Source organism: Mycobacterium sp. SMC-17 (assembly GCF_045310915.1).
Lineage (GTDB): Bacteria > Actinomycetota > Actinomycetes > Mycobacteriales > Mycobacteriaceae > Mycobacterium.
In genome coordinates this window covers 23,177-48,455 of record NZ_JBJIAK010000047.1, presented here as the reverse complement: position 1 = coordinate 48,455, position 25,279 = coordinate 23,177, and the positions used below count along the sequence as shown (strand labels likewise).

The window sequence follows — 25,279 nt, the reverse complement described above, 5'->3', positions numbered from 1 at the left end:
TGCTTCGAATGCGGATACCCACTGGGCACGACAACCTCCCAAATCAATGGATGTTGTCTTGACCGTATGAATCTGCCCGGGAAAGTCGACGATGGAGTTCACGCTCGGCGCAACCAGTCCAGCACCTGCTGTGCGTGCGTGTTCGGCGGGAAGATCGGGTAGAAGACGTGCTCGATGCGGCCGTCGCAGATCACCATGGTGAGTCGGGTGTAGAGGCGCGGGTGCCCGTCGGCAGCGAACGTCGGGAGCCGCAGCGCGTCGGCCAGAACGAACGTCTCGTCGGACAGCATGTGGAAGGGCAGTCGCAGCCGACGCACCACTTCTGCCTGATAGTCGACGTCCTGGCTGGACAGTCCCCAGACCTGGCTCGCCCCAGCGGCTTTCAGCTCGGCGAAGTGGTCACGGAAGTCGCATGCCTCGGTGGAACACCCTCGGGCCCCGGGAATCGCATCCCAGCCCGCGGGGAGGTCAGCACCGGGACGGCCGGTCAGTGGATACAGATACACGATCGTCCGCCCCGCCGGCAGCTGCCGCAGCTGGACTTCCCCACCGCCGCTCGACCTCAGCGTGATGTCGGGGACCTCCAGGCCGACGAGATGATCAGCGGCGCCGTCGTTTTCGGGGACAGGCAGGCCGGCGGGGAGCGTCGTGAAATCTGTCAACGGTTCGTCCTTCTTGTCGAATGCTCGGCATGCGGCGGCGTCGAGCCGCGCCGCGAGGTCGTGTCGGCGCCGCGTCAGCGACGCGATGGTCTCGTCGAGGACGGCGATGCTGTCCCGATACGCCACGAGCGACTCGGGACACTCGTCGCTGTGTTCGTGGCCATGACGAAGGCAGTCGATGAACGGTCCGGCCTTCGACGGGGCGATGCCGACGGCGGCGAGAGCACGCACCTCGCTGACGATCTGCACATCCTCTTCGGAGTAGTCCCGGTAGCCGTTGGGCAGGCGCGACGGCGCCAGCAGGCCGAGGTCCTCGTAGTACCGCACGGCCTTGGTCGACGCGCCCGTCCGCCGGGCCAGCTCGGAAATCTGCATGGTCAATGTCCTCAATCGAGAGGGTAAACATTGCCGCCGGGGGCAAGGTCAACTTCCGCGGCCGCGGGACCCGCTCACACCGAGTCCTAGAGTGAAGCCATGGCCCTGCACACCCCGTTGACGGAACTGTTCGGCATCGAGCACCCGATCGTCCTGGCCCCGATGGGCGACGTATCCGGTGGCCGGCTGGCAGCCGCGGTGTCGGAGGGTGGCGGGCTGGGCCTGATCGGCGGCGGCCGCGGCGACCTCACGATGCTCGCCACCGAATGCCAGTTGGCCAAGCAGGGCACCGAAAAACCCTGGGGCGTCGGCCTACTCACCTGGGCGGTCAATCAGGAGATCATCGACTGGGTGATCGCGCAGCAGCCCGCCGCCATCATCTTGTCGTTCGGCGACCCGGCCCCGTTCGCCAAAGCGATCCACGACGCCGGCATTCCGCTGCTGTCCCAGGTCCACAGCCTCGATGAGGCCAAGCAGGCCCTCGACGCCGGAGTCCAGGTGCTGGTCGCGCAGGGCCGGGAAGCCGGGGGCCACCACGGCGGCCGGTCGACGTTGCCGTTCGTCCCCGCGGTCGTCGACATCGCGCACGGCATCCCGGTTCTTGCCGCCGGTGGGATTGCAGACGGCCGCGGCCTGGCCGCTGCACTGACGCTCGGCGCCGCGGGCGCCATGATCGGCACCCGATTCGAGGCCACCCACGAGTCCCTGCTCAGCGCCGCCGAGTCGAAGGTCATGCTCAAGGCGAAGGCGGCGGACACCACGAGCGGACGCGCCATCGACATCGCCGCCCGGCCCGTCGAAACGCGTTGGCCCGCCGAGTATCCGGCGCGCACGTTGCGCAGCGTCTTCACCGACACGTGGCAGGACCGCGACGCCGAGCTCGACGCGGATCCCAAGGCACAAAACGAGTTCCGCACCAAGGTCGCCGAGCTGGACATGGACTACGTGCCGATCTGGGCCGGTGAGGCCCTCGACCTGATCGACGAGCTGGAACTGGCCGCTCCCCTGGTCCAGAAAATCGCGCACGACGCCGAACGCGCGCTGACCCGAGCCCACGCCTACATCCGCTGATGCCCGAAGGCGACACCGTTTTTCACACCGCAGCGATCCTCCGTGAGGCGCTGCAGGGAAAGACGCTGACGCGCTGCGACATTCGCGTCCCGAAGTTCGCCACCGTCGACCTCACGGGCCAGACGGTCGAGGACGTCATCAGCCGCGGCAAGCATTTGTTCATCCGCACGGCCGAAGCCAGCATCCACTCGCATCTCAAGATGGAGGGCAAGTGGCAGGTCAACACCAGGCCCCGCCGGCCCGACCACAAGACGAGAATCATCCTGGAAACCAAGGACATTCAAGCGGTGGGTTCAGAACTCGGCATCCTGGAAGTCCTCAAGCGGGACCACGACGAGGAGCCCGTCAAGCACCTCGGCCCGGATCTGCTCGGCCCGGACTGGGATCCACACCGGGCTGCCCAGAACCTCACCCAGGACCCCGACCGGCCACTGCATGAAGCACTACTCGACCAACGCAACCTCGCCGGCGTCGGCAACGTCTACGCCAATGAGCTGTGTTTCATCGTCGGCCGCCGCCCGACCGCCCCGGTCAGCACAGTGAAAGACCCGCTGCGGCTGGCGCAGCGGGCCCGGGACATGTTGTGGCTGAACAGAAACCGATGGAGCAGGACTACAACGGGCGATACCCGGCCCGGCCGTCAACTCTGGGTTTACGGCCGGGCCGGGCAGGCGTGTCGCAGGTGCGGGACGCTGATCGAATCAGGCGACCGGAACCGGCACCAGAACCTCGACGTCGTCGGCGACCTCAACAACCTCCGTGACCGGATCACCTTCTGGTGCCCGCTTTGTCAGCCATGAGTCCGGCAGGGCCAGGCGGCAGATCTTCTTGACCACCGAGAAGAACTGCTTGTGGATCGGGCCGGTGTTGTAGGGCAGGTCGTACTTCTCGCACAGTGCCTTGACCTCGGGCGAGATTTCCGCGTAGCGGTGCGCCGGGATGTCGGGGAACAGGTGGTGCTCGATCTGGAACGACAGGTTGCCGCTGAAGATGTGGAACCACTTGCCGCCGGACAGGTTCGCCGAACCCAGCAGCTGGCGGTAGTACCACTGGCCGCGGGTCTCGCTCTTGGTCTCCTCGATGGTGAACTCGTGCGTGCCCTCGGGGAAGTGGCCGCAGAAGATGATCACGTACGACCACACGTTGCGCATCAGGTTCGCGGTCATGTTGCCGGCGAACACGAACGGCAGGAACGGCCCGGCCAGCAGCGGGAACGCCACGTAGTCCTTGATGGTCTGCTTACGGACTTTCGCCCACATCTCGCGCAGCATGTCCTTCTTGTCGCGCAGGCGGATTTCACCGGTGCGGATGCGCTCGGCCTCCAGCTCGTGCAGCGCGACGCCGTACTGGAAGAACACCATCAGCAGGAAGGCGTACACCGGGTTGCCCAGGAAGTACGGGCTCCACTTCTGGTCCTCGCTCATGCGCAGGATGCCGTAGCCGATGTCGCGGTCCATGTCGACGATGTTGGTGTAGGTGTGGTGCATGTAGTTGTGCGAGTGCCGCCACTGGTTGGACGGGCAGGCCGAATCCCATTCGAAGTTCTGGCCGCGCAGCGCCGGGTCGCCCATCCAGTCGTACTGGCCGTGCATGACGTTGTGGCCGATCTCCATGTTGTCCAGGATTTTCGACAGCCCGAGCATCACGGTGCCGATGGGCCAGGCCGGCGGCAGGAACAGCAGGGCGCGGCCACCGACCTCCAGCTTGCGCTGCATGGCGATGATGTTGCGGATGTAGTCGGAGTCGCGGTCACCGAGGTCGGCGAGGTGGCGTTCGCGGATGGCGTCGAGCGCGCGGCCGAATTCGTCGAACTGCTCGGCGGTCATGGGGGCGGGACGTTGAGCCATGGTTCGTCTCCTTTGAGTGTGTGGGCTGGGTGGGTGGTCTAGAGGTCGATCTGGACGTCGCCGCACGGGGCGGTCACACAGATTTCGATGTTTTCATCGGGGGTGGTCGAGACGGCGCCGGTGATCAGGTTCTTCACCGGGCCGCTGATCTTCTTGCGCGTGCAGGTGTGGCAGATGCCCATGCGGCAGCCGTTGGTCGGGTTGAGGCCGGCGGCCTCGGCCTGCTCGAGGATCGAGCGACCGTCGTCGACGACGTCGACCTTGCTCTCGGTGAAGGCGACGCTGCCGCCGGAGGCCTCGGTCGGGACCGCGATGACCGGGGGCACGAAGCTCTCGGACTGCGCGCCCGGCAGCAGGTCCTTGACCGCGTCGACGAGCGCCGGCGGGCCGCAGACGAACACCGCATCGGGGTTGGGCATCGCGGCGGCCAGGTGGTCCGGGCCGAAGTGGCCGCTGAGGTCGCCGCGGTTGGACCGAGTGTAGCTGTGCAGCACCTTCACGCCGGGCGTTGCGGCCAGCTCGGTGGCGTACGCGGCCTCTTCGGGGTTGCGGGCGTAGTGGATGAAGGCCACCTCGCCGTCGAAGTTCTCCTCACGCAGCGTGCGCAGCATGGACAGCACCGGGGTGATGCCGCTGCCGCCGGAGACTAGCAGGATGCGCCGGGGGCGCTGCTCGGGCAGGACGAAGTCACCACCGACGGAGTCGAGGTGGACGACCATGCCGGGCTCGGCATGCTCGAACAGGTGGGTGGAGACCAGGCCGCCGTCGTGCAGGCCGACGGTCAACTCGATTACCGGGCTGCCCTCGGAGTTGGCCGGCGAGTAGCACCGGGTGCGGCGACGGCCGTCGATCTCGACGGTCAGGTTGATGTGCTGGCCGGCTTTGAAGCCCTGCCAGGCGTCGTTGGGCTGCAGGGTCAGGGTGACGCTGCGCGGCGTCTGCCGACGGACCGCGACGACCTTGGCGCGGGCATCGTTGACAGTCCAGGTGCGGTCGAAAACCTCGGTGTACCGGTCCACGCCATGCGGGCCGGTGAGGATGCCAACCAGGGCGGAGCGCCGTACCCGGCGGCTCAAAGTTTCGGTGAACATGTGTACACAGTGGCCGACTCCAACCGTTCGCGTCAAGACTTAAAGTGCAGGTTGTTGCCCGGATCACAGGGTGAACATCCGTATCGATAACTCATACACATCTGTATCGATCTGCGGTTTCGGTGCGCTGTGTAAACTTTGTTCGGTGAACAGTCGTACCCCTGGTTCACGCGACCGGAGGTCCAGCCGCTCATCAAGCTCCCGCGTCCAGGACAACCTCTCTCGCGAAGAGCGCAAGGAAGCCACCCGCCGCGCCATCATCGCGGCCGCCCTCAAGCTGCTCGACGAGGACAGTTTCAGCGCGCTCAGCCTGCGTGAGGTCACCCGCGAGGCCGGCATCGTGCCGGCAGCCTTCTATCGGCACTTCGAAACCATGGACGCCCTCGGCCTGGTCCTGATCGACGAGTCGTTCCGCGCCCTGCGGGAGATGCTTCGTGGCGCCCGCGCCGGCCAACTCGATCCCAAGCGCATCATCGAGTCCTCGGTCGACATCCTGTTCAACAGCGTCGCCGAACGCCCCGAGCACTGGCGCTTCATCAGCCGCGAACGCAACAGCGGCGTCACCGCGCTGCGCTACGCGATTCGCACGGAAATCCGGTTGATCACCTCGGAGCTCGCGATCGACCTCGGCCGGCTGCCGGGGCTCACCACCTGGAGCGCCGAGGACCTGAACATCGTGGCCGGACTCTTCGTCAACACGATGATGACCACCGCCGAATCCATCGACGACGCCAACGACGCCAAGGCCCTGGACGACGTCAAACGGACCGCACGCAAGCAGCTGCGCATGATCGCCGTCGGCGTGGCCGGGTGGCACAGCGGCTAACGTCAGGCGCATGACAACGCTGTCGCTCGCCTATCCTCGCCCCGATATCGCCGTCCTCACGCTGGACCGGCCGGACAAACTCAATGCGCTGAACCTCGAACTCGTCGAGGCCCTGCACAGCACCCTCGAGGAGATCCACCGGAACAACGAGTGCCGTGTCGTCGTACTCACCGGCGCCGGCCGCGGATTCTGTTCCGGCCTGGACCTTTCCGACCCCAACCCGCCGGAAGCCGGTGGCGGACTGGAATTTCCACGCTCGGGCATGCGCTGGCAGGAACGTATCGCCGAGCTGACCACGCGGATCCAGAGTCTGCGCCAGCCGGTGATCGCCGCGGTCAACGGGCCGGCATACGGCGGCGGTTTCGCCATCGCGCTGGCCGCCGACATCCGGATCGCGGGACCCGGCGCACGGTTCTGCACCCAGTTCATCAAGCTGGGCATCGGCGGCTGCGACATCGGGGTGAGCTACACCCTCCCCCGGATCGTCGGCGCCGGTCAGGCGTTCGATCTGATCCTCACGGCCCGGACGGTCGAGGCCGACGAGGCGCTGCGCCTTGGGCTGGTCTCACGACTGTCCGCGGACGACGTCGTCGCCGATGCCCTGGCCATCGCCGAAACCCTGTGCGGCTACGGAAAATTCGGTGTCGAGTCGACCAAGCAGGTGCTGTGGGCCAACCTCGAGGCCCCCAGCTTGCAGGCCGCACTGCATGTCGAGAACCGCAGCCAGATTCTCGCGGCCTCGGCCCACATCGATCTGGCGGCAAAAGCGTTCGGTAACCGGTAACTAGGGCACGCGCTTCTTCAGTCGTGCCACCCGGTGCAATTGACCGAAGATGTTGAGCGAGGTCAGCATCGGGATGCCGCCGACGAAGGTGCGGAACGAGGGGTGGCCGCCGTGGACCTGGAGTTCGTACATGCAGCCGACCACGTAGAAGAAGCCCATGGTGAACAGCAGCGCGGGTATCGCGTAGGCGAGCGGCGAGCCGGCGTCGGACACCAGTTCCTTCGCGTAGTCGATCTCGTCCTGCGACATCGGTTGGCCTTGGCGCACTTTGGCCAATACGGCTTTGTGGGCGCCCACCTGTTCACCCAGGGCGGCGGGTGGCCGCCGCTCCAAGCCGCGGATGTACACGAAGACACACACCAGCAGGATCAGTGCCATCAACCCGGCAAGGATGGTCAGACCGCCCCACAGCTCGATGCCCGTCATGCGTCTCCTCCGTGCCGCCGCGCACCTGCACCCGATCCCGCGACCGCGGGATCGCCGTCCTCCCATAGCAGCAGTTGACGCACGGACTGGCGAGATCCGTAGGGCTGCAACATCTGGCTGGCCGGGCGTGGTCGTACCTTGAGCGGCCACCAGAACCACCGTCCGAGCAGCGCCGCGATGGCCGGTGTCATGAACGACCGCACGATCAAGGTGTCGAACAGCAGACCGAGGGCAATGGTCGTCCCGATCTGACCGAGGACCCGCAGGTCGGCGAACACGAAGGACGCCATGGTCGCGGCGAACACCAACCCGGCCGAGGTCACCACCGCGCCCGAGCCGGCCATCGCGCGGATGATGCCGGTGTTGATGCCGGCGTGAATCTCCTCCTTGAACCGCGAGACCAGCAGCAGGTTGTAGTCCGATCCCACAGCCAACAGCAGAATGACGGCCAGCGCCAACACGATCCAGTACAGCTCGATACCGAAGATGTCCTGCCAGATCAGCACAGAGAGCCCGAACGAGGCGCCCAACGACAGCGCCACGGTACCGACGATGATGACGGCCGCGACGATGCTTCGGGTGATGAACATCATCACCAGCAGGATCAGACTCAGGGCCGCGATGCCGGCGATCATGAGGTCATATTTGGCGCCGTCCTGAATGTCCTTGTAGGTGGCCGCGGTTCCGGCGAGATAGATCTTCGACCCGCCCAACGGTGTGCCCTTGACCGCTTGTTGCGCGGCGTGCCGGATGGCGGCGATGTGCGAAATACCCTCCGGCGTCGCGGGATCACCGTCGTGCGTGATGATCATCCGGGCGGCCTTGCCGTCCGGGGACATGAACAGCTTCATACCGCGCTGGAACTCGGGATTGGTGAACGCCTCGGGCGGTAGATAGAAGGAGTCGTCGGTCTTCGACGCGTCGTACGCCTGGCCCAGCGCGGTGGCGTTCTGCAGCGATGCGGCAGCCTGGTCGTTGAGACCCTTGTTCGTGGCGTAATTCGTCATCGTCAGCTCGCGGTTGGTCTCCTGACTGGCGATCTGCGGCGGGATCAGCGCGAGCAACTTCGGTTGCAGCGCATCGAGTTTGGCGATGCTCCCCGCGACGTCGTTCAGCTGATCGGTCAGCTCGTCGATGCCGTCGAGCGCGTCGAAGATGGACCGCAGGGCAGCGCACACCGGGATGTCGTAGCAGTGCGGCTCCCAGTAGAAGTAGTTGCGCAACGGACGGAAGAAATCGTCGAAGTTCGCGATCTTGTCTCGTAGATCCTGGGCGGTCGCGACCGTCTGCTGGAATGCCGTGGCCTGCTCGTGGGTGATACCGCTCGACTGCTGTTGCAGCGCATACTGTTGCCGCAGAATCTCGATCGACTTGTTGATCACCTCGACCTGCTTCAGCAGGTCACCGCTACGCGCCTGCTGGAACGGCAGGTTGTTGATCTGGCCGGCGTTTCCGGCGCTGATCAGGAACGGTATCGACGAATGGTCCAGCGGCGTCCCCAGCGGCCGGGTGATCGACTGCACCTGCGCGATGCCGTCGGTGTGGAAGACCGCCTTCGCGACGCGCTCGAGCAGGATCATGTCGGTGGAGTTCCGCAGATCGTGGTCGGCTTCGATCATCAGCAATTCGGGATTGAGCCGGGCCTGGGAGAAGTGCCGTTCGGCAGCGGCGTAGCCGATGTTGGCGGGCGCGTCGGCCGGCATGTACGGACGGGTGTCGTAACTCGTCTTGTAGCCGGGCAGGGCGATCAGGCCGATGAGGGCCACCGCGATGGTCACCACCAGGATGGGGCCGGGCCAGCGCACGATGGCGGTACCGATGCGCCGCCAGCCCTGGGTCTGCAACTGGCGCACGGGTTCGAAGAGGCCGAAGTGCCGGCCGATGCACAGGAGCGCGGGCGCGAGCGTCAGCGCGGCGACCACGGCGACGAGAACGCCTGTGCCGGCCGGGATTCCGAGGCTCTCGAAGTACGGCAGCCGGGTGAACGTCAGGCAGAACACCGCACCCGCGATGGTCAGGCCCGATCCCAGGATGATGTGTGACGTGCCGTGATACATGGTGTGGTACGCCTCGACGCGGTCCTGCCCGGCGTATCTGGCTTCGTGGAACCGGCCCAGCAGGAAGATCGCGTAGTCGGTGCCCGCGGCAATGACCAACAGTGTCAACAGGTTTGTCGAGTACGTCGACAGCTCGATGATGCCGGCGTTGGCCAGCGACGCGACGACGCCGCGAGAGGCCGTCAGCTCCATCATCACCGTGAAGATCACCATGATCACCGTCGTGATCCGGCGGTACAGCGAGAACAGCATCACCATGATCACGCCGATGGTGATCAGGGTGGTCTTCAGCGTCCCGTGGCGGCCCACCTCGAACTGGTCGGTGATCAGCGGCGCGGCACCGGTGAGATAGACCTTCAAACCTGCTGGCGGCGGGGTGTTCTCGATGATCTTGCGAACGGAGTCGACGGACTCGTTGGCCAGCGATTCACCCTGATTGCCGGCGAGATACACCTGCACCAGCGCGGCCTTGCCGTCGGCGCTCTGCGATCCGGCCGCCGTCAGCGGGTCACCCCAGAAGTTCTGCACATGCTGGACGTGCTTGGTGTCGGCGGTGAGCTTGTCGATCAGACCGTCGTAGTAGTGGTGTGCGTCCGCCCCCAGCGGCTTGTCACCCTCCAGGACGATCATGGCCGAACTGTCGGAGTCGAACTCCTGGAAGACCTTGCCGATCCGCTTCGCCGCCTGCAGCGACGGGGCGTCCGTCGGACTCAGCGACACGTTGTGCGACTCGGCGACAGTCTCCAGTTGCGGCACAAAGACGTTCGTGACGACGGCCAGGCCCAGCCAGAAGAACGCGATCAGCACCGAGTACCGGCGGATGAAGTCGGGAACGCGGTTGGCGCTCATCCGGATTTGTCCAGACAGTAGGTGAAGGCGTGCACGGTGTTCACCGTTCTCTCGTCCTTGACGGCGTCATCGATGGTGATGCGGCAGCCGATCGAGTCGCTGTCGCCTTGGGCCTGAAGGTTGACGAACACCGCGGGCTGCGTGGTGGTCGTGTCGTACGTCCACGGCAGCGTGACGGAGTCGGCACGCTGCGGTTGGGCATTGACGTCCAGGTAGGTGACGGTGGCGACGGTGCCCGGCGGTCCGTAGACCTCCATCACCACATGCTTGGGGTTGAACGGCACGATGTCGTTCACCGCACCACTCGGGGTCGAGGTGACGTCATGCGAGGCGAAGATGCCCTGCAGTCGGTACACCGCGAACCCGGCGACCACGACCACCACCACGGCCACCACATACATCCAGTGCCGGCCGAGTCGGCGCCTGATCGAAAGCTGCTGCATCCGTGCCCCTTTCAATCCGTACGCGAGGCACGGACTGCGCGGAACGCCTTCTAGCGTGGCTAATCAAGAAGGTTGACGGTATGACAGTAGACCCGCCGGGGCTATAATTCAACACGTAAAGAATTCTGTGAATCAGGAAGTCGAATGAGCCAGCGACCCACCCGCGGTGGACGCCGCCCGGGCCCCAGCGGCACCCGCGAGGCAATCGAGGAAACCGCGCGAAAGCTGTTCGCGGAATTGGGATACGAACGGACCTCCCTGCGGCAGATCGCGCTGCAGGCCGGCGTCGACCCGGCGCTGGTCAGCCACTTCTACGGCAAGAAGCGCGACCTGTTCCTCGCCGTGGTCGAACTGCCGGTCGAGCCCGCCACGGTCATCGGCCGGGTGCTCGACGGCGACAAGGACTCAGCGGGGCTCCGGCTGGCGACGTTCATCCTCGAGGTTCTCGACGATGAAGTGCGGCGACAACCCATGATCGGCATGGTGCGCGCGGCCACGGCCGAACCCGAAGCCGCGAAGCTGGTCCGGGACTTCCTGGCGCGCAAGATCATTGCGCCCATCGCCGAAGGACTTGGCTCCGCCGATGCCGACTACCGCGCCGCGCTCGTCATGTCGCAGGTCAACGGTTTCGCGATGGCGCGCTACGTCATCGGCCTGGAACCACTGGCCAACCGCTCGAACGAACAGCTCGCCGCCGACCTCGGCGTGACGCTGCAGCGCTACCTGCTCGGTGACCTCGCGCCGGACTGTGCCAGCTCGTGACGGATGAGGCGCGAGCTGTTGGTGACAACGGCGACCGACGACGCGTTGTGCAGGATCGCGGCGAGGACGGGCGACAATCCGCCGACCGCTCCGAGTAGCAGCCCGACCGCGTTCACCGCGATCGACATGGCGTAGTTCTGCCGAATCACGCCGACTGCGTGGTCACTGAGACCGCGCACGTCGAGCAGCCGCCGCAGGTCGTCTGTCGACAATGCCACGTCGGCAGTCTCGACGGCGACGTCGGTGCCGGCCAATCCCATGGCGATACCGATGTCTGCCGCGGCCAGCGCGGGTGCGTCGTTGACCCCGTCGCCCACCACCGCAACGGTGTAGCCCTCGTCATGCAGCGTGCGCACCAGGGCGAGTTTGTCCTCGGGTAGCGCGTTTGCCTTCCATTCGGTGATGCCGAGCTCGGCAGCGACGGCCTGCGCGGTGTCCGCGTGGTCCCCGGTGAGCATGACGATCCGCTGCACACCCGAGGCCCGCAGGCGCGCAAGCACTTCTGCCGCTTCGGGGCGCACCTCGTCGCGAAGGCTGATCAAACCCACCAGTTCACCGTCGACGGCAAGCAGCAGTGGCGTCTCGGCCTGACGGCGCAATCGCTGCACCCACGCATCGGCCTCGCCGCACACCGCGACGTCCTCGCGCTCCAGCAGAGACGGGCTGCCGAGCAGCAGCGTGCGACCGTCGGCGCGGGTCCGCATCCCCAGACCCACGAGTACCTCGCACTCCTCGTGCGGCGGAATCACGATGTGTTTGTCTTCGGTCGAGCGGATGACCGCTTCGGCCAACGGATGCCGTGAGTGAATCTCTGAGCTCGCGGCGTAGGCGAGAATTTCCTCGGGAGTCCAACTCTCCTGGAAAGAAACGATGTTCGTGACGATGTGCCGACCGAGAGTGAGGGTGCCGGTCTTGTCGAAGACCACGGCATCGGCCCGGCCGGCCGCCTCCAGATGTGAACCGCCTTTGATGAGGATGCCACGCCGTGCTCCGTTGCCGATGGCCGCGCTGATCGCGGTCGGGGTGGCGAGCCCCACCGCGCACGGGCACGCCACCAGCAGCATGGTCATTGCCCGGCGTACGTCGCCGGTGGCCACGAACGTTGCCGTTGCCAAGACGAACGACGCGGGCACGAACCGACGGGAGAAGTTCTCTCCCACCGTCTGGATCGGCGCCCGATCACGTTGCGCTTCTTCGACTCTCGCCACGATGCGGCCCAGTACCGTGTGACTGCCCACCGCGCGGGCCCGCACGACGACCCGGCCGCGGACGACCACAGATCCTGCGTGGACCGTCGCACCCGGTGCCATGGTCACCGGCAGCGTCTCACCGGTGATGGCGGACTGGTCGACGATCGCCTCCCCTGCGACGACCTCGCCGTCGACCGGGATCGCGACCTGCTCATGAACGACGACCAGATCGCCGATCCGCAGGGTTTCGGCGTTGACCTGCACCTCGGTGCCGTCGTGAAGCTGCACCCAGGCGGTGTCCTGAACGCCCCGCAGCAGGTCGGCGATGGCGCGGCGCGTACGACGCAGGGTCAGATCCTGAAGGTACTCACCGATGTTCAGCAGCCACAGCACCGTGAGTGCCACCACGTTCTCGCGCAGGATCAGACTCGCGATGGTCGCCGCGGACACCAGCAGATCGGTGCCGGGCGACTTGCCCCCGCGCAGTGCGCGCAGCGCACCGCGCAGGAACGGGTATCCGGTGACGATGGTCGCTCCGGTGGCGAACGTGCGGCTGGCCGGCCCGAGCAACCGCGGGCGGGCCAGGCCGTAACGACGGACTCCCAAGAGCGCGAGAGCCAGAGCACCGAGCGCCATGCGCAGTACATCCGCGTTGTGAATGTCAGCCGAACGCGGCGAGCGAGCCGGGACCAGCTGCCGCGGTGTGGCCTGCGCGGCACGGATTGCAGCCAGCAGCTCCGAAGTGTCGCAGCGCTGCGGCGAGTACCAGACCACCACTGACGCGGTACGCGGGTAGGCGTGGACAGTTCTGACGCCACCGACCTTGTCGACGGCATCTTCGATCGCCACAGCCCCGACGGCATCGCCCCGCAGCCACGGAACCTGAACCCGAATCCGGCCCGCTGCAACGGATATCACCGTCAGGTCGGCGTCGGCGGCGATGCGGGACGCATCTGCCACGTCGGTCAGCACATCAGTGGTCATGGGAATGTTCGGCGTCGGCCACCGACGGCGGCGGCACCTCCTCGCCGATTCGCTCTCGCGCTTCGGCCATCACATCGGCGACCTTCAGCCGGGCGTTCTCTGCCGCCTCCTCGGCTTTGCGGGTACCGCGCAGCGCCCACGATGCGGTGGTGACACTCGCTTCGTGGATGGGCGCCGCACGCAACGCTTTGCGCAGCACGTCGTACGCCGCCACGCCGATGACGCCAGTGGCCACCGTCCTGGTGGCTTTGATCAGTGCTGGGTGAATCGACATCAGGCGGTCCCTCTCGTCATGTGATGTGTTGTGCGGTTGTCATTTTCACGCGTTCCCCGGCGATGAGGCACGAGTGGCGGCCGTGATCATGGCGGACCGGGCCGGCACCGCGGACGCGTGTCATACAGCCCAAGGTAGTGCGTGATGCCCCTGCGCGGCGGGCTTGCTTCAAATGACACGCCTCAGACGTGACTGTGCGCCGCAGTCCACGCCGGTAGCGGATCCGCGTAACGCAGCCAGGCACCCGTGCCGGCCGCCACTTCGTCGTCGGTGAGGAGCGCCGCGTCGAGAAGCGCTCGCACCTTGCCCGCTTCGAGGCGGATACCGATGAAGACGATCTCCTGACCGGGCTCGATTTCGGTGCTCGTCCAGTACTGGGCGGGTTCGATGGTGAGGTTGGGGCCGGCCTGCGACCAGATGGCAGCGATGTTCGGCCGGGTGGCGATCCAGCAGAAACCCTTGCTGCGCAACAGACCTCGCACCTGGTCGAGGGCATCGGCGAGTCGCTGCGGATGGAACGGGCGATCGGCACGGAACGTCATGCTGCTGATCCCGTACTCCTCGGTTTCCGGGGTGTGCCCGTTGGCGATCTCTTCATCCCACCCAGGAGCCTCCGCGGCAAGTTCCGGATCGAACAAGCCGGTGTCCAAAACGGTTGCCAGCGGCACGATCCCGTGCTCGGTGCGCTCGATCCGCGCATTGGGGTTGAGACGCCGCACGACGGCCTCGACGGTCGCGGTCGTCTTGGCGCTCACGAGGTCGGTCTTGTTGATGAGAATGACGTCGGCGAACTCGACCTGGTCGACCAGCAGATCGGCGATGTTGCGGCCGTCGCCGTCGGCCACCGCGAGGTTCCGGTCGGTGAGCGCTTCCCCGCGCGCCAGTTCCGGCAGGAAGGTGCACGCATCGATGACGGTAACCATCGTGTCGAGGCGGGCGAGCTCGGACAGGATGAAGCCGTCCTCGAACTCCCAGCTGAAGGTCGCCGCCACCGGCATCGGCTCGGAGATGCCCGTCGACTCGATCACGATCTGGTCGAATCGGTTCTGCCGGGCCAGATCCGCGACCGCGGTGATGAGGTCCTCACGCAGGGTGCAGCAGATGCATCCGTTGGTGAGCTCGACGAGCTTCTCTTCGGTCCGGTCGAGATGCCCCTGACCGGCGATCAGGGCCGCGTCGATGTTCACCTCGCTCATGTCGTTCACGATCACCGCAACCCGGCGACCCTCCCGGTTGGCGAGGATGTGGTTGAGCAGCGTCGTTTTGCCCGCTCCCAGGAAGCCCGAAAGTACGGTCACAGGGATCAGGTCAGCTGAAGTCGAGGGCATGGCTTAACGATAATCATTTTCATTAAGGAATGCGAGTCGGCGGCCGGAAATAATCCGGACCGTAGTCCGGTTGGTGATCGGCAGAGGCCGGACAGTCCGGCCCTCGAACCAAGCAAAGGACAGGCACATGACCTCCACCGCAACCGCTCCCCTCAGCGTCGGCACCTGGGCGATCGACACCGCCCACTCCACCGTCGAGTTCTCGGTACGCCACCTGATGGTCAGCAAGGTCCGCGGGAAGTTCGAGAACTTCAGTGGCGCCATCACCGTCGCCGCCGACGGCACCCCGTCGGTCACCGCTGAGATCGACGTGACGTCGCTGAACACGGGCAACGAGCAGCGCGACGGCCATGTGAAGTCGGCCGACTTCTTCGACGCCGAGAACCACCCCGTCGCGACCTTCGTCTCGACCGCGGTGCGCCCCAACGGCGATGCGTACCTCCTCGACGGCAACCTGACCATCAAGGGCAACACCCGCCCGGTCACCCTGAACCTGGAGTTCAACGGCGTGAGCCCCGGCATGGGCAACGGCGAGGTCTCGGGCTACGAGGCGTCAGTTGTCATCAACCGCAAGGACTTCGGCGTCGACCTCGACCTGCCGATGGAGACCGGTGGCGCCGTCGTCGGCGACAAGGTCACCATCACCCTCGACATCGAAGCCGTCAAGCAGGCCTGATCCGAAGGCAATGCCGGGCCGGGTTCCCCCGCGTCCTGTCGCCCGGCCCGGCATTGCCCATCGCCTTCGCTACTCCGGCCAGGCGTTGTTCTGAATGAGGTCAACCACGTTCGTCCGTTCGAACGACGGATCGAAGTGTGCGAGCACATCGTCGTTCATCGTTCCGAACGTGGTAGCCGGCCGATGGGCCATGCCGTCGTTGAACGCCCGCAGGATGCGGTTCTTGAAGTCGGGACGCGGATGGGCGGCAACCACTTCGGCGCGCTGCTCTGCACTGATCTCGTCGAGGCCCAGCCCGATGACGTCGGTTTCGACACCCAGAATCACCACCGCAACCTCGGGCGCCAGGTGATGCGGGACCTCTGGTGTGGTGTGCAGCGCGATCGCGAGCCACACATTCGTCGCTTCCTGCTCACTCCGGCCGAAGTCCAGCAACAGTTTTCGAGCCAGGTCGGCCCCGTCGATCTCGAACCGTTGATGCTTGGTGCCGTACTCCGTCGTCAGGCCCAGATCGTGGAACATACCGCCCACGTAGGCGAGTTCCGGATCGACGTCGAGGCCCCGCGCAGCGGCCTTCAACGATCCCCACAGGAACACCCGGCGGGAGTGGTTGAACAAGGTGTCGTCGGTCGCCTTCCGGACGATCGAGGTGGCCTCCCGGACCAGCTCGGTATCCGGAATCGTCACTCCTGCAATGACTTCGGTCATGATCGTCAACTCTCCGTCGGACTTGATTGGACACAGTCCATTTTGTCCGCGGATCGGCCCTACCTGACAGAGCGCGCAATGCCACGCATCCCACAAATCAGGACATGGTCAGACGTACTTCTCGTGCACGTAGCACCACCGCCAGTTCTCGCCGGGCTCGAAGGACTGCACGATCTCATGCCCCGGGGTCTTCGCATGGGCGCTGGCATGTTTCATCGGCGAGGAATCACAACAGCCGACGTGCCCGCACGTCAGGCACAGCCTGAGGTGCACCCAGCGGGTGCCGGCCGCGATGCAGTCCTGGCAGCCCTTCGTGGTCTGCGGGGTGACCAGGCGGACGTTCTTCAGATGCGAGTCGCCGAAGATGGATGCCACGCCATCCACGGTAGCCCCGGTACGCCCGGATTACCGGGACGCGCGCGGCCCGACTTCGGCCAGCAGCATCTCGGCCAACTTCGCGCTGGCCGGGCCGATCTGTGATTGTTCCGCCGAAGCCAGGTAGATCTGCCACACGATCGCGGGCCGAATCTCTATGGCGCGCAAGTCCGGAAAGTTCGCGGCTTCACTGCCCGGCATGATGATGGTGCCCAACCCATGCTGAACCAGCCTGGCTGCGATCGAATATTCGAGCGCGACTTCGTGCGGGGTACGCGCCGAGACGCCGGCCGCCGAAAACGCCGATTCCACCAGCCTTCTGAGCCCGAACTCGGGAGGGAAGCCGATCAGGTCTTCGTCGCACAACTCCGTGAGGTCCACGTGACGACGCTGCGCCAGGCGGTGGTCGGCACGGCAGACGAAGACCATCGGCTCTTCACACATCAATTGCATCTGGACCCGTGGCGGGAACCGGTCGGGCGCCGACACCAGCGCCAGGTCGAGTGAACCCTCCGCGATCGCCGAAAGGTAAGCAGCCGAACCGGTTTGACTCTGCCGCAGCCTGATCTGGACGAAGGGGTAGGTGCGGTGGAACTCCCCGAGCACCTTCGGCACATCCAAGGTGCCGAACGAGATCAGCGAACCCAGATCGACCGTTCCGGACAGCTCGCCACGGAAGTCGCCGACCGAATCCTTTGCCAGCCGCGCGGTCTGGATGACGCGCCGGGCGTGTTCGCGAAACAACTCACCCGCCGGCGTGATCTTGATCTGCTGCTTGGTCCGATCGAACAGCTCGACGCCGAGCTCCCTCTCCAACTTCGCGATCGACATCGACAGTGCGGATTGCACGACATGCACCTGCTGCGCCGCACGCGAGAAGTTCATCGCGCCGGCCACCGCGAGGAAGTGTTCGAGCTGACGCAGTTCCATAGCGACAACCTATCAATGATGCTGATCGGAAAGATCAACTCTGGTCATTGGACTTGATTGGTCTCGATTGTTCTCATGGAGGTGGACCGAAGGAGGAAACGTCATGCAAGCCATGGTCGTGAACGATCGTGATGCCGGCATCAAGGGCATGACCCTGATGGAACTGCCCTACCCGCACGCCGCCGAGAACGACGTCGTCGTCCGGGTGCATGCGGCCGGGTTCACGCCCGGCGAGCTGGACTGGCCCGCCACCTGGACCGACCGGGCGGGACGCGACCGGACTCCGAGCGTGCCCGGCCATGAACTTTCCGGGGTTGTCGTCGAGTTGGGTTACGGCACAACCGGATTGACCGTGGGACAGCGGGTATTCGGGCTGGCCGACTGGACGCGTGACGGGTCGCTCGCCGAATACACCGCCGTCGAGGCCCGCAACCTCGCGCCGCTACCCGCCGACATCGACCACGTCGTCGCCGCCGCACTGCCCATATCGGGACTGACGGCCTGGCAGGGCCTGTTCACGCACGGTCGTCTCGCCACCGGCCAGACGGTCCTGATTCACGGCGCGGCAGGCGGCGTCGGCTCGCTCGCGGTACAGCTGGCTCACGAAGTGGGCGCCTTCGTCATCGGGACCGGCCGCACCGCCGACCGCGACCGGACACTGGCGCTCGGCGCCGACGCCTTCGTCGATCTCGACACCGAGAAGCTGGAAGATGCCGGTGAAGTCGACGTCCTGCTGGACGTCATCGGCGGCGACATCCTCGCCCGCTCGGCCGCGCTCGTGCGGGACGGCGGCACGCTCGTCACCATCGCGGAGCCGCCCGAGGTGCTTCCCCGCAACGGTCGCGGGCTGTTCTTCGTCGTCGAACCCGACCGCTCGCAGCTGATCGAACTCGCCAACCGGGTGCGCGACGGACGCCTCACGCCGATCGTCGGTGCCGTCCGGCCCCTTGCCGAAGCGGTGGCGGCGTTCGCACCCGACAGGCGGACGCGCGGGAAGGCGATCATCCAAGTGAACGACGGCACTCGATGATCGGGATGCGCTGCGCACCAGGCCTGTTCACCGCTGCCCTGGTCATCGGAACCGCCGGGTGCACGTCGACCGGCATGGCGTCACCGCCACCAGCAGTCGAGACACTGACGCCACTGATCGCGCAGGCGCTGCCCAACGTGCCGGGCAAGACATTCACCTCGGCGGTCGTCGAATTCCCGCCCGGTGCCCGGGCCGCGCCGCACCGGCACGGCGACGCATTCATCTACGCCTACGTCCTCGACGGCGCGGTGCGCAGCCAGGTCGACGACTCCCCCGTCACCGAGTATCGCCGGGGCCAGAACTGGGTGGAGCAGCCCGGTGCGCACCACGTGCTCACCGAGAACACCAGTCAGACGGAACCCGCCAAGCTCCTCGTCGTCTTCGTCTCGAACACCGGGGACAGCCTGAAAGTCGACGACCCGCATCGGTAAGTTGGTCACCTGGCGGCTCCGCACGAAAGCTGATGAACTGGAGCCACTTCGGGACGGGCGGGGGCACGATGGCACAGCGGTACGACGTCGTCGTCGCCGGTGGTGGTCCGTCGGGCTCTGCCGCCGCCTGGCAGGCGGCGCGGGTGGGCGCCAAAGTGCTGGTCGTGGACAAGGCCGAGTTTCCCCGCGACAAACCCTGCGGCGACGGACTGACGGCGCGCGCCGTCAGTTACCTGCAGAAGATGGGCCTGGCCGACGAAGTCGCCACCTTCCATCGGGTCAACCGCGTCACGGTGTTCAGCCCGAGTCGGTGGGAGATGTCCTTCCCACGCCGCCCCGGCATGCCCGATCATGGCCACACCGTCAGCCGTACGCAGTTGGACACGGTGTTGCTCAGGCACGCCGAGAAGGCCGGCGCAGAGGTACGCGAAGGCGCCGAAGTGGCGGGACCTGAACTCGATGCCGACGGCCGGGTGGTCGGCGTGGTCCTCAAGAGCGGGGAGAAGATCTCCGCAGACGCCGTCGTCGCCGCCGACGGCGCGTACTCGCCCGTAAAGCGCGCCCTGCACATCGATTCGGAGTACAACGGCTACTCGGCCATCGCGATCCGCGCGGAGATGCACGCCAACCGGCCGGACACCGATTCGCTCGACATCTACCTCAAACTGCAGTTCCAGGGCGATCAGTTGCCCGGCTACGGCTGGGTGTTCCCCATGGGCGACGGCGTCCTCAACATCGGCGTGGGCTATGTGAACTGCTACCGGAACTGGCAGGCCATCAACGCCACGCAATTGCTCGGTGAATTCCTGGCATCCCTGCCGCGTGACTGGGAGCTGCCGTCGATCGCGGAATTGAAGAAGAGCAAGAGCGTGCGAGCGTGGCGGCTGCCGATGGGTTTCACCGCGTGGCCGCCGTGGCGTCCGGGTGTGGTTTTCACCGGCGACGCACTCGGCGCCGCCAAACCGGTTTCCGGCGCGGGCATTTCGAAGGCGCTCGAGGCCGGCCTGGTCGCCGGCGAATGCGTCATCGCGGCGCTGCAGAACGGTGGCCCCGACGACTTCACCAACTACACCCGGCGCCTGGAAGCGGCCTGGGGCCGCGAGTACCGGATGGGCCGCTTCGGCCACAAGCTCGCCGGCATCCCTGCCATTCCGAACACGGGTATCAAGCTTCTCGACAAGGGATTCGTCCGCGACGGCGCGCTGCGGGTGATGTACGGGAAGTCATACGGCCCCCTGCACACGTACCGACAGCTACCGCGGCGTCCCGCCACCGTCGACGATGACGACCTGTCCGGTGATGTAACTGCCTGCGCCCGAACACAACAGGAGCGCCGTGCCCACCATTTCGTCGGGGCTGGCCAGCCGCTTCAGCAGCGTGTTCGACGCCATCGCGTCGATGGCCTCCTGCGGGTTGTTGCGCACCATGTCGGTGTCGACGGGGCCGGGCGCGATGGCGTTGACCCGGATGCCGTCGGCCGCGTAGGCGGCCGCCATCGAGCGGGTGAACGACAGCAGCGCCGCCTTGCCCGCGGCGTACATCGACACGAACGGCGCGAACTGGAAGGCGCCGACCGACGACATGTTCAGGACCGCGGCAGCCGGGCTCGTCTTCAAGTGCGGCAACGCTTTCTGCACCAGAAACACCGGCCCACGCAGGTTGGAGTCGTACGACTTGGCCCACGCCTCGGGCGTCATCTCCCCCAGCGGCTGGGCGAGCGCGTTGGCCGCGTTGTTCACGAGCACGTCGATGCCGCCGAACTCCGCGACGGTGGCCTCGACCAGCCGGTCGAGATCGTCGAGGTTGCCCATGTTCACGGGCACGCCGATCGCCTTGCCACCCAGACCGCGCAGGTGCTCGGCCGCAGCCTCGCACGCGTCGGGCTTACGGCTGGCGACCACGAGATTGGCACCGGCCAGCGCGAACCCCTCGGCCATCGCGAGGCCGATACCGCGCGTCCCGCCGGTCACGATGACGGTGCGGTCGGTCATGTCGAACAGGCGGTCAAATGTGGTGCGGTCCATGGCTAGCAGTAGAACACAGGGGTTATTCGGGCCGGTTCGCCAACGTCCGCTCACTGACGAACTCCCGCTGCTCTCCGGTCACCGGATCGACAAATGCGAGCCGGTGGGCCAACAACTGCAGCGGCGTGGAGAAGTCGCCGACAGGAACCTCGAGCACCGTGGGGTACAACGGATCACCGTCGATGGGCAGCCCGAGCGAGTTCATGTGCACGCGCAACTGGTGGGTGCGGCCGGTGGCCGGCGTCAGCCGGAACAGCCCGTCCCCCAGCGACTCGACGAAAGTCACCGCGTTCACCTCACCGGGCTCGATGACGGCCTGTAAAGACCCGCGCCGCTTCACAATTCGGTTCCGCAGCTCGACGGGCCCGGCGAGTGTCCCAGCCGACGATCGGGCCAGATACGTCTTGGACACCTCGCCCGAGGCGAACATCGTCTGATACGCCCCGCGGACCTCGCGCCGTGCGGTGAACACCAGGACACCGGCCGTCAGCCGGTCCAGCCGATGTGCCGGTGAGAGTTCCCATAGTCCCAAGGCCCGGCGCAGCCGCACCAGCGCCGTCTGCACCACGTGCCCACCGCGCGGCATGGTCGCCAGGAAGTGCGGCTTGTCGACCACGACGATGTTGTCGTCGCGGTACAGCACCGGCACGTCGAACGGGACGACGACCTCGTCGGGCAGGTCCCGGTACCAGTAGATGAACGCGCCGGCCGGTAGCTCCGTGGTGTCGGAGACGACCGACCCGTCGGCGCAAAGCACCTCGCCGGCAAGCACTTTGGCGGCCGCCTCGTCGCCGAACCGGGACCGCAGCTCAGCCAGCACCGGCCCACCGTGCACCCGTAGCCGGGCGGGCCCGATCCCCTCGTATCCGGGACGGACGGGCAGGCTCAATCGAGCGGCACCGGCTCGAGGATCTCGGACCGGGCCTCGGGAGCCGCCGCGCGCAGCGCGTCGGCCGATTCGTCGTCGGGCTGCGTCTGCGACAGCACCTCGGCCTCGACACGCGCCAGGTAGGTGGCGACCTCGCGGTCGACGTCCTCGGCACTCCAACCCAGCACGGGCGCAACAACTTCCGCGACCTCACGGGCGCAGTCGACGCCGCGGTGCTGGTACTCGATGGAGATCCGCATGCGGCGCGCCAGGATGTCCTCGAGGTGCAGTGCGCCCTCGGCCGCGGCCGCGTACCAGGCCTCGACCTTCAGGTACACCGGCGCCTCGGTGATGGGTTCTAAGAGGTCAGGCCGGTCGGCCGCCATGTCCAGCACCTCACCGATCAACGAGCCGTAACGGTCCAGCAGGTGCCGCACCCGGTAGGGGTGCAGACCATAGTGCTGGCCCACGTGTTCGGTCTGGTTGATCAGCGCGAAGTAGCCGTCGGCACCCAGCAGCGGCACCTTCTCGGTGATCGACGGCGCCACCCGCGTCGGCACGAACTCACTGGCCGCGTCGATGGCGTCCTCGCCCATCACCCGGTAGGTGGTGTACTTGCCGCCGGCGATGGCCACCAGGCCCGGGGCCGGCACCGCGACCGCGTGCTCGCGGGACAGCTTCGAGGTCTCCTCGCTCTCACCGGCCAGCAGCGGGCGCAGACCCGCGTAGACGCCGTCGATGTCGTCGTGGTTGAGCGGTGTCGCCAGCACCTTGTTGACGTGTCCGAGGATGTAGTCGATGTCGGCCTTGGTCGCCGCCGGGTGCGCCAGGTCCAGGTTCCAGTCGGTGTCGGTCGTGCCGATGATCCAGTGCGTCCCCCACGGGATGACGAACAGCACCGACTTCTCGGTACGCAGGATGATCGCCACCTCACTGACGATGCGGTCCCGCGGGACGACGATGTGCACGCCCTTGGAGGCGCGGACCCGGAACCGGCCGCGCTGCTTCGAAAGGGCCTGAATCTCGTCGGTCCACACGCCGGTGGCGTTGACCACCACGTGGCCGCACACCTCGGTCACCGCACCGGTTTCCGAGTCGCGGACCCGCACGCCCGTGACCCGGTCGCCCTCGCGCAGCAGCGCCACCACCTGCGTCGAGGTGCGGACAACGGCGCCGTAGTGCGCCGCGGTGCGGGCGACGGTCATGGTGTGCCGGGCGTCGTCGACGACGGTGTCGTAGTAGCGGATCGCGCCGATCAGCGAACTGCGCTTGAGCCCGGGTGCCAGCCGCAGCGCCCCGGCCTTGAGCAGGTGCTTCTGCGCCGGCACCGACTTGGCTCCGCCGAGCTGGTCGTACAGGAAGATGCCGGCGGCGATGTAGGGACGTTCCCAGATCCGTTTGGTCAGCGGGAACAGGAACGGCAACGGCTTCACCAGATGCGGCGCCAGCGTCGTCAGGGACAGTTCGCGTTCGTGCAGCGCCTCACGAACCAGGCCGAACTCGAGCTGCTCCAGGTAGCGCAGGCCGCCGTGGAACATCTTGCTGCTGCGGCTGGAAGTGCCGGACGCGAAGTCGCGAGCCTCGACCAGGGCGACCTTCAGGCCGCGCGTCGCCGCGTCGAGCGCCGCACCGGCGCCGACGACACCGCCGCCGATCACGATGACGTCGAACTGCTCGGAGCCCAACCGGTTCCATGCGGTGTCGCGCTGCGCGGGACTCAGCAGGGTCTGACCATTGCCCGGACCGGGAATCGGGTCACTCACGGCGGAACTCCTCGTGGTTACTCGTCGGTAGGCCTTGCGTGACCGAGCCTACGTGGTCGGTGCGGTTCGCGTGTCAGTCCAGATCGTCGTGAGCCATGAGCCGGCGGGCCGTCTCGATGATCGAGCCCGACAGCGACGGGTAGACCGACAGCGTCTGCGCCAGATCGGTCACCGAGATGCGGTTCTGCACCGCCAGCGCGATCGGCAGGATCAGCTCGGAGGCGATCGGCGCGACGACGACGCCGCCGATCACCACACCGGTGGCCGGGCGGCAGAAGATCTTCACGAAACCGTGCTCGAGCAGCGACATCTTGGCTCGCGCGTTGGTGTTCAGCGGCAGCATCAGGGTGCGGGCCGGCACCGTGCCGGCGTCGATCGCGGACTGCGGCACGCCGACCGCGGCGATCTCCGGGCGCGTGAACACCGCGGCGGCGACCGTCCGCAGCCTGATCGGCGAAACCCCTTCACCCAGTGCGTGATACATCGCGATGCGGCCCTGCATGGCGGCCACCGAGGCCAGTGGCAGCAGGCCGGTGCAGTCGCCCGCGGCGTAGATGCCCGGCGCCTTGGTGCGCGACACCCGGTCGACCGTCAGGTAATTGCCCGGCCCGAGTTCGATGCCGGCCTTCTCCAGCCCCAGGCCCGAGGTGTTGGGCACCGACCCGATACTCATCAACGCGTGGCTGCCCTCCACGACGCGGCCGTCGGCGAGGCTGACCTTGACGCCGGTCTCGGTCCGGACCACCGAATCGGCGCGCGCGTTCTTGACCAACGTCACACCGCGCTCGGAGAACACCTCCTCCAGCACCGCGGCGGCGTCGGAGTCCTCGTGCGGCAGGATCTGGTCGCGGCTGGCCACCACCGTGACCTTGACGCCCAGTTCGGTGTAGGCGTTGCAGAACTCGGCGCCGGTGACGCCCGAGCCCACGATGACCAGGTGCTCCGGCAGGTCGGTGAGGTCGTACAGCTGCCGCCAGTTCAGGATGCGTTCGCCGTCGGGCACCGCGTTGGGCAGGACCCGGGGGCTGGCGCCGGTGGCGATCAGCACCACGTCGGCCTTCAGCACGCCGGACCGCCCGTCGGGCGTCGTGACCTTGACCCGGTGGTGCGCCATTCCCGGGATGCTGTCGACGAGCTCGCCGCGGCCGGCCACGACGTTGACGCCGGCGCGCAGCAGTTGCCCGCCGATGTCGACGGACTGGCTGCGAGCCAGCGTCTTGACCCGGTTGTTGATCTGCGGCAACGAGATCTTGGCGTCCTCGATCTTGATGTCGAAGCCCAGCCCGTCGGCGCGGCGCAGCTCGGTGCGCACGCCCGTCGACGCGATGAAGGTCTTGGACGGCACGCAGTCCCAGAGCACGCAGGCACCGCCGATGCCGTCGCGGTCGACGACGGTCACCTCGGTTGCCTCACGGCCGTAACCGGCGGCGACCAGGGCGGCCTCATATCCGGCGGGACCGCCGCCGATGATCACGATGCGGGTAGCCACGGCTACATCTAACCCC

General features: G+C 66.6%; 24 protein-coding genes and 1 pseudogene. 9 read left to right on the top strand and 16 right to left on the bottom strand.

Going from position 1 to position 25,279, the window contains the following annotated elements; all coding sequences use genetic code 11:
* Positions 1–98: 98 nt before the first annotated feature.
* On the bottom strand, positions 99–1,037 hold the full coding sequence (locus ACJH7A_RS24120; RefSeq protein WP_406775023.1) for a MerR family transcriptional regulator: 939 nt from the start codon (positions 1,035–1,037) through the stop codon (positions 99–101).
* A gap of 99 nt (positions 1,038–1,136) precedes the next feature.
* Here ACJH7A_RS24120 and ACJH7A_RS24115 point away from each other — a divergent pair, with 99 nt between their 5' ends.
* Positions 1,137–2,108: a nitronate monooxygenase gene (locus ACJH7A_RS24115; RefSeq protein WP_318986403.1), complete on the top strand. Its 972-nt coding sequence runs from the start codon at positions 1,137–1,139 to the stop codon at positions 2,106–2,108.
* Positions 2,108–2,908, top strand: coding sequence for an endonuclease VIII Nei2 (gene nei2, locus ACJH7A_RS24110; protein WP_318986402.1), 801 nt, complete (start codon positions 2,108–2,110; stop codon positions 2,906–2,908). The genes ACJH7A_RS24115 and nei2 overlap by 1 nt, the downstream gene beginning before the upstream one ends.
* On the opposite strand, the gene ACJH7A_RS24105 is transcribed toward nei2, so the two are convergent.
* Positions 2,810–3,955, bottom strand: coding sequence for an acyl-CoA desaturase (locus ACJH7A_RS24105; RefSeq protein WP_318986401.1), 1,146 nt, complete (start codon positions 3,953–3,955; stop codon positions 2,810–2,812). The two genes, nei2 and ACJH7A_RS24105, sit on opposite strands and share 99 nt — an antisense overlap.
* 38 nt (positions 3,956–3,993) lie before the next feature.
* Positions 3,994–5,046, bottom strand: coding sequence for a ferredoxin reductase (locus tag ACJH7A_RS24100; protein ID WP_318986400.1), 1,053 nt, complete (start codon positions 5,044–5,046; stop codon positions 3,994–3,996).
* Between the two features lie 145 nt (positions 5,047–5,191).
* On the opposite strand from ACJH7A_RS24100, the gene ACJH7A_RS24095 reads away from it, so the two are divergent.
* Both ACJH7A_RS24095 and ACJH7A_RS24090 read left to right on the top strand, forming a co-directional pair.
* Positions 5,192–5,872 carry a TetR family transcriptional regulator gene (locus ACJH7A_RS24095; RefSeq protein ID WP_318986399.1) on the top strand — a complete coding sequence of 227 codons (681 nt, stop codon included), beginning with the start codon at positions 5,192–5,194 and terminating at the stop codon, positions 5,870–5,872.
* A gap of 10 nt (positions 5,873–5,882) precedes the next feature.
* Positions 5,883–6,656 carry an enoyl-CoA hydratase/isomerase family protein gene (locus tag ACJH7A_RS24090; protein WP_406802832.1) on the top strand — a complete coding sequence of 258 codons (774 nt, stop codon included), beginning with the start codon at positions 5,883–5,885 and terminating at the stop codon, positions 6,654–6,656.
* Here the strand turns inward: ACJH7A_RS24090 and ACJH7A_RS24085 are convergent, their stop codons facing one another.
* The 3 genes from ACJH7A_RS24085 to ACJH7A_RS24075 are packed head-to-tail and all read right to left on the bottom strand — an operon-like array spanning position 6,657 to position 10,431.
* Positions 6,657–7,082, bottom strand: coding sequence for a hypothetical protein (locus ACJH7A_RS24085; RefSeq protein ID WP_406802831.1), 426 nt, complete (start codon positions 7,080–7,082; stop codon positions 6,657–6,659). It lies immediately after the preceding gene.
* Complete coding sequence (locus ACJH7A_RS24080; protein WP_406802830.1) at positions 7,079–9,988, bottom strand: RND family transporter; 2,910 nt, start codon at positions 9,986–9,988, stop codon at positions 7,079–7,081. The genes ACJH7A_RS24085 and ACJH7A_RS24080 overlap by 4 nt, the downstream gene beginning before the upstream one ends.
* A complete protein-coding gene (locus ACJH7A_RS24075; protein ID WP_318986395.1) occupies positions 9,985–10,431 on the bottom strand; it encodes an MmpS family transport accessory protein in 447 nt (148 codons plus the stop codon). Before ACJH7A_RS24075 ends, ACJH7A_RS24080 begins: the two co-directional genes overlap by 4 nt.
* Before the next feature lie 144 nt (positions 10,432–10,575).
* On the opposite strand from ACJH7A_RS24075, the gene ACJH7A_RS24070 reads away from it, so the two are divergent.
* On the top strand, positions 10,576–11,193 hold the full coding sequence (locus tag ACJH7A_RS24070) for a TetR family transcriptional regulator (RefSeq protein WP_346417022.1): 618 nt from the start codon (positions 10,576–10,578) through the stop codon (positions 11,191–11,193).
* Here ACJH7A_RS24070 and ACJH7A_RS24065 read toward each other — a convergent pair.
* The 3 genes from ACJH7A_RS24065 to ACJH7A_RS24055 form a co-directional block, all read right to left on the bottom strand.
* On the bottom strand, positions 11,151–13,367 hold the full coding sequence (locus tag ACJH7A_RS24065; RefSeq protein ID WP_212806648.1) for a cation-translocating P-type ATPase: 2,217 nt from the start codon (positions 13,365–13,367) through the stop codon (positions 11,151–11,153). The genes ACJH7A_RS24070 and ACJH7A_RS24065 overlap by 43 nt on opposite strands.
* Positions 13,357–13,641 carry a DUF1490 family protein gene (locus tag ACJH7A_RS24060; RefSeq protein ID WP_029120166.1) on the bottom strand — a complete coding sequence of 95 codons (285 nt, stop codon included), beginning with the start codon at positions 13,639–13,641 and terminating at the stop codon, positions 13,357–13,359. Before ACJH7A_RS24060 ends, ACJH7A_RS24065 begins: the two co-directional genes overlap by 11 nt.
* A 182-nt stretch (positions 13,642–13,823) precedes the next feature.
* Positions 13,824–14,969 (bottom strand): GTP-binding protein, encoded by a 1,146-nt coding sequence (locus ACJH7A_RS24055; protein WP_406802829.1) that lies wholly within the window; start codon positions 14,967–14,969, stop codon positions 13,824–13,826.
* Positions 14,970–15,096: 127 nt separating this feature from the next.
* On the opposite strand from ACJH7A_RS24055, the gene ACJH7A_RS24050 reads away from it, so the two are divergent.
* Positions 15,097–15,645, top strand: a complete 549-nt coding sequence (locus ACJH7A_RS24050) for a YceI family protein (RefSeq protein WP_212806650.1) — start codon at positions 15,097–15,099, stop codon at positions 15,643–15,645.
* Between the two features lie 69 nt (positions 15,646–15,714).
* Here ACJH7A_RS24050 and ACJH7A_RS24045 read toward each other — a convergent pair whose 3' ends face one another.
* The 3 genes from ACJH7A_RS24045 to ACJH7A_RS24035 all read right to left on the bottom strand — a co-directional run bounded on the left by ACJH7A_RS24045 (position 15,715) and on the right by ACJH7A_RS24035 (position 17,658).
* Entirely contained in the window at positions 15,715–16,353 is a 639-nt protein-coding gene (locus ACJH7A_RS24045) for an HD domain-containing protein (protein ID WP_212806651.1), read from the bottom strand.
* A gap of 108 nt (positions 16,354–16,461) precedes the next feature.
* Positions 16,462–16,728 carry a UBP-type zinc finger domain-containing protein gene (locus ACJH7A_RS24040; protein ID WP_020102826.1) on the bottom strand — a complete coding sequence of 89 codons (267 nt, stop codon included), beginning with the start codon at positions 16,726–16,728 and terminating at the stop codon, positions 16,462–16,464.
* 30 nt (positions 16,729–16,758) lie between these two features.
* Positions 16,759–17,658 carry a LysR family transcriptional regulator gene (locus tag ACJH7A_RS24035; RefSeq protein WP_212806652.1) on the bottom strand — a complete coding sequence of 300 codons (900 nt, stop codon included), beginning with the start codon at positions 17,656–17,658 and terminating at the stop codon, positions 16,759–16,761.
* 103 nt (positions 17,659–17,761) lie between these two features.
* Between ACJH7A_RS24035 and ACJH7A_RS24030 the strand changes: the two genes are divergently transcribed.
* The 3 genes and pseudogenes from ACJH7A_RS24030 to ACJH7A_RS24020 form a co-directional block, all read left to right on the top strand.
* On the top strand, positions 17,762–18,688 hold the full coding sequence (locus ACJH7A_RS24030) for an NADP-dependent oxidoreductase (protein WP_406802828.1): 927 nt from the start codon (positions 17,762–17,764) through the stop codon (positions 18,686–18,688).
* Positions 18,689–18,693: 5 nt separating this feature from the next.
* Positions 18,694–19,119, top strand: a complete 426-nt coding sequence (locus ACJH7A_RS24025; protein ID WP_406802827.1) for a cupin domain-containing protein — start codon at positions 18,694–18,696, stop codon at positions 19,117–19,119.
* A gap of 68 nt (positions 19,120–19,187) precedes the next feature.
* A pseudogene (locus tag ACJH7A_RS24020) lies at positions 19,188–20,366 on the top strand (geranylgeranyl reductase family protein); the annotation flags it as partial.
* Positions 20,367–20,372: 6 nt separating this feature from the next.
* Here the strand turns inward: ACJH7A_RS24020 and ACJH7A_RS24015 are convergent.
* From ACJH7A_RS24015 to ACJH7A_RS24000, 4 genes are all read right to left on the bottom strand, one after another.
* Positions 20,373–21,143 carry an SDR family NAD(P)-dependent oxidoreductase gene (locus ACJH7A_RS24015; protein WP_212814688.1) on the bottom strand — a complete coding sequence of 257 codons (771 nt, stop codon included), beginning with the start codon at positions 21,141–21,143 and terminating at the stop codon, positions 20,373–20,375.
* Positions 21,144–21,165: 22 nt separating this feature from the next.
* Complete coding sequence (locus tag ACJH7A_RS24010; RefSeq protein WP_371824580.1) at positions 21,166–22,026, bottom strand: pseudouridine synthase; 861 nt, start codon at positions 22,024–22,026, stop codon at positions 21,166–21,168.
* Between the two features lie 2 nt (positions 22,027–22,028).
* Complete coding sequence (locus tag ACJH7A_RS24005; protein ID WP_318986387.1) at positions 22,029–23,774, bottom strand: glycerol-3-phosphate dehydrogenase/oxidase; 1,746 nt, start codon at positions 23,772–23,774, stop codon at positions 22,029–22,031.
* Positions 23,775–23,847: 73 nt separating this feature from the next.
* On the bottom strand, positions 23,848–25,263 hold the full coding sequence (locus ACJH7A_RS24000; RefSeq protein WP_318986386.1) for an NAD(P)H-quinone dehydrogenase: 1,416 nt from the start codon (positions 25,261–25,263) through the stop codon (positions 23,848–23,850).
* Between the last annotated feature and the right edge of the window lie 16 nt (positions 25,264–25,279).

Bases quoted from the DNA above. Each gene is read 5' to 3' on its own strand.
- ACJH7A_RS24120 (WP_406775023.1), bottom strand. From the start codon at position 1,037: ATGCAGATTTCCGAGCTGGCCCGGCGGACGGGCGCGTCGACCAAGGCC.
- ACJH7A_RS24115 (WP_318986403.1), top strand. From the start codon at position 1,137: ATGGCCCTGCACACCCCGTTGACGGAACTGTTCGGCATCGAGCACCCG.
- nei2 (WP_318986402.1), top strand. From the start codon at position 2,108: ATGCCCGAAGGCGACACCGTTTTTCACACCGCAGCGATCCTCCGTGAG.
- ACJH7A_RS24105 (WP_318986401.1), bottom strand. From the start codon at position 3,955: ATGGCTCAACGTCCCGCCCCCATGACCGCCGAGCAGTTCGACGAATTC.
- ACJH7A_RS24100 (WP_318986400.1), bottom strand. From the start codon at position 5,046: ATGTTCACCGAAACTTTGAGCCGCCGGGTACGGCGCTCCGCCCTGGTT.
- ACJH7A_RS24090 (WP_406802832.1), top strand. From the start codon at position 5,883: ATGACAACGCTGTCGCTCGCCTATCCTCGCCCCGATATCGCCGTCCTC.
- ACJH7A_RS24085 (WP_406802831.1), bottom strand. From the start codon at position 7,082: ATGACGGGCATCGAGCTGTGGGGCGGTCTGACCATCCTTGCCGGGTTG.
- ACJH7A_RS24080 (WP_406802830.1), bottom strand. From the start codon at position 9,988: ATGAGCGCCAACCGCGTTCCCGACTTCATCCGCCGGTACTCGGTGCTG.
- ACJH7A_RS24075 (WP_318986395.1), bottom strand. From the start codon at position 10,431: ATGCAGCAGCTTTCGATCAGGCGCCGACTCGGCCGGCACTGGATGTAT.
- ACJH7A_RS24070 (WP_346417022.1), top strand. From the start codon at position 10,576: ATGAGCCAGCGACCCACCCGCGGTGGACGCCGCCCGGGCCCCAGCGGC.
- ACJH7A_RS24065 (WP_212806648.1), bottom strand. From the start codon at position 13,367: ATGACCACTGATGTGCTGACCGACGTGGCAGATGCGTCCCGCATCGCC.
- ACJH7A_RS24060 (WP_029120166.1), bottom strand. From the start codon at position 13,641: ATGTCGATTCACCCAGCACTGATCAAAGCCACCAGGACGGTGGCCACT.
- ACJH7A_RS24055 (WP_406802829.1), bottom strand. From the start codon at position 14,969: ATGCCCTCGACTTCAGCTGACCTGATCCCTGTGACCGTACTTTCGGGC.
- ACJH7A_RS24050 (WP_212806650.1), top strand. From the start codon at position 15,097: ATGACCTCCACCGCAACCGCTCCCCTCAGCGTCGGCACCTGGGCGATC.
- ACJH7A_RS24045 (WP_212806651.1), bottom strand. From the start codon at position 16,353: ATGACCGAAGTCATTGCAGGAGTGACGATTCCGGATACCGAGCTGGTC.
- ACJH7A_RS24035 (WP_212806652.1), bottom strand. From the start codon at position 17,658: ATGGAACTGCGTCAGCTCGAACACTTCCTCGCGGTGGCCGGCGCGATG.
- ACJH7A_RS24030 (WP_406802828.1), top strand. From the start codon at position 17,762: ATGCAAGCCATGGTCGTGAACGATCGTGATGCCGGCATCAAGGGCATG.
- ACJH7A_RS24025 (WP_406802827.1), top strand. From the start codon at position 18,694: ATGCGCTGCGCACCAGGCCTGTTCACCGCTGCCCTGGTCATCGGAACC.
- ACJH7A_RS24015 (WP_212814688.1), bottom strand. From the start codon at position 21,143: ATGGACCGCACCACATTTGACCGCCTGTTCGACATGACCGACCGCACC.